This window comes from Thermovirga sp., assembly GCA_012523215.1.
Taxonomy (GTDB): Bacteria; Synergistota; Synergistia; order Synergistales; family Thermovirgaceae; genus 58-81.
Genome location: JAAYIZ010000316.1, coordinates 1 through 2,308, shown reverse-complemented (window position 1 = coordinate 2,308; position 2,308 = coordinate 1). Strand labels below are relative to the sequence as shown.

Annotated in this window: 3 protein-coding genes; 1 reads left to right on the top strand and 2 read right to left on the bottom strand. The window is 53.5% G+C overall.

Features of this window, described 5'->3' with window-relative positions:
• Positions 1–168: 168 nt before the first annotated feature.
• Both GX108_08440 and GX108_08435 read right to left on the bottom strand, forming a co-directional pair.
• On the bottom strand, positions 169–798 hold the full coding sequence (locus GX108_08440; protein ID NLO57049.1) for a molybdenum cofactor guanylyltransferase: 630 nt from the start codon (positions 796–798) through the stop codon (positions 169–171).
• A 55-nt stretch (positions 799–853) separates the two neighbouring features.
• Entirely contained in the window at positions 854–1,684 is an 831-nt protein-coding gene (locus GX108_08435) for a formate/nitrite transporter family protein (GenBank protein ID NLO57048.1), read from the bottom strand.
• Between the two features lie 463 nt (positions 1,685–2,147).
• Between GX108_08435 and GX108_08430 the strand changes: the two genes are divergently transcribed.
• On the top strand, positions 2,148–2,308 hold a 161-nt coding region (locus GX108_08430), incomplete at its 3' end, for a hypothetical protein (GenBank protein NLO57047.1).

Genomic DNA, 2,308 nt, shown 5'->3' with positions numbered 1-2,308 from the left:
CATGATCGACGTGGGCTATGATACAAAAGTTCCTGATGCGTTCGATGGGTACCTTCATTTTGAGACACCTCTGGTCTGAGAAACGAAACCAATTCTAACCAACAGGGAGGGAAATGTCACCGTTGGGAAGCGCTTTCACCGGATCCGGTGGGGTCCAAGACACTGAATTCAGGGCCGAAAGTGCGGATCATCGAGCCAGGACCGAATGTCACCTGGGGTGTTTATGTTCAAGAAGGAGCGCCGGTAGCCGGGGATGTGGGAAATATCCTTCTCCTCGATGACAAGGGGGGAAATATCCGAAAAGAAGGAGGTGATCTTGTGCCTGGACATTGAAATGGCCCTTTCCACGGCGTTGACGCACCTCCTGTGATAAAAGGCATGAAGAGGCTCGAGGAAGCCTCCTATCCTCGCGATGACAGCGTCCCTGTCGCCTTCTCTCTTCGACCACATTAGCTTTACCACCGCGCCATTGACAAGGGGCATATCGCACCCCATCACGAAAGTCCATTCCTTTTCGGAAGCCTTCAGGCCTACGGCCATTCCTTCAAGGGGGCCCAGGCCCTCTACTCTATCGGATACTATTCTGATCCGGCCTTTTTCGGGTAGCGACTCGATCATCCTGCCCAACAGGCCAACATCCTCCCTTCGGCAAGCTATGATGACCTGGCTGAAAAGGTTCAGGGCTCTTTCGAGGACCTCCAGGATGAGGCAACGGCCTTCGATGGAGAGAAAAACCTTGGCCCCACCGGCCCTTTTGCCGCAACCACCGGCAAGAATAATGGCGGCAACGTCGATCACACCGCTGCCGCCGTAGGTACAAGGATTATTCGACCTATTTCGGCTTTTAATGCCCTTACCCAATATCCTCAAGATTTGTCCTGAAGACCAGGTAGTAAAATATGGCGACGAAAAGAATTCCACCGATCATGTTACCAATGGTGACGGGGACCAGGTTATGGAGGTAACCACCCAGGGAAACCTGCGACAGGACTTCCCGGGAGAGGCCTGTGCCGCTTACGGTCGAAGGATCGCCCTTGAGGAGGATCCCCAAGGCCATGAAGTACATGTTAGCGATGGAGTGTTCATAACCGGAGGCTACAAAGGCCATGATGGGAAAGAATATGGCCCAGATTTTTCCTATTATGTCGGTGGCCGCCATGCTCATCCACACGGCTAGCACCACGAGCCAATTACAAAGGATGCCACGAAAAAGGGCCTCGCAAATGGGAAGGCTCATCTTGCCGGCGGCTATCTTGAGGGCATTGACGCCGATCGGACCCTTCCAGAGGCCGGAATAAAAGATCAGGAATGCCACGATAACACTTCCGAGCAGGTTGGCCACGTAGACCCAAAACCAGTTCCTGGCTACTCCACTCATGGGAATGCAGCCAGCCATCACGCCGAGGGGCATCATGCAGTTCCCCGTGAAGAGCTCGGCTCCCGCGATGACCACGAGCATCAGGCCGACGCTGAAAATCGCCCCGCCGAGGAACTTCGAAAAACCAAGGCCCATATTGGCGGCAAGGTCATGGGTCACAACCGTCATCAGCCATCCCCCGAAAGCAATGTAGGCGCCGGCCATGATTCCCAGAAGGAGCATCTGGGGGATACTCCAGGCCACCTTGGCCTTTGCTGCGAGGCACGCGGACTTGGCTAGTTCAACAGGAGTCTTGAAACCTTCCATTAGGGCAATTCCTCCTCACAAGTTTTAGTTCCCTCCAAATGGGGTCAGCGATGAAACCCCTGGATCCTGAGGGCATTACCAAGCATCTTCCCAAACATGCCTGGTATTCTAACACGGAATGTTATTTTTTACACTAATAGACCCTACGCTCCACCCATCCTTTCACATACTTCCAGAAAATCATTGACATTTATACAATAAATACGAATAATGTAAGTATTTGCAGGACCGGAAGGGCACTCAATGGAAAGCAGGATTAGGCTCGACGTTCCCGCGCCAGGGAATTCATCCACGGGGAGAATTTCTTCCATGCTACCGAAGAAATCCGGCAAGAGAAGAATCGTAAGGGTGACGACCTGGCTAGGCGCGAACCTGCTCGAAAGGCCCGCGAAAGGTCATCCTCCACAGGGACGACAGCCTCGGTCGCGAGTGATCTACGAACGGATCAAGGGAGGTTGGAAATATGGAACTCGACCATAGGTCAGTCGGACTCAGCAACGCCGAGTACGGTGTGATCGTCGAAACCCTGGGACGGGAACCGAACCAGGCGGAACTCAGAATTCTCGGTGTAATGTGGTCCGAGCACTGCAGTTACAAGTCCACGAGAAGACTCTTGGCCACGCT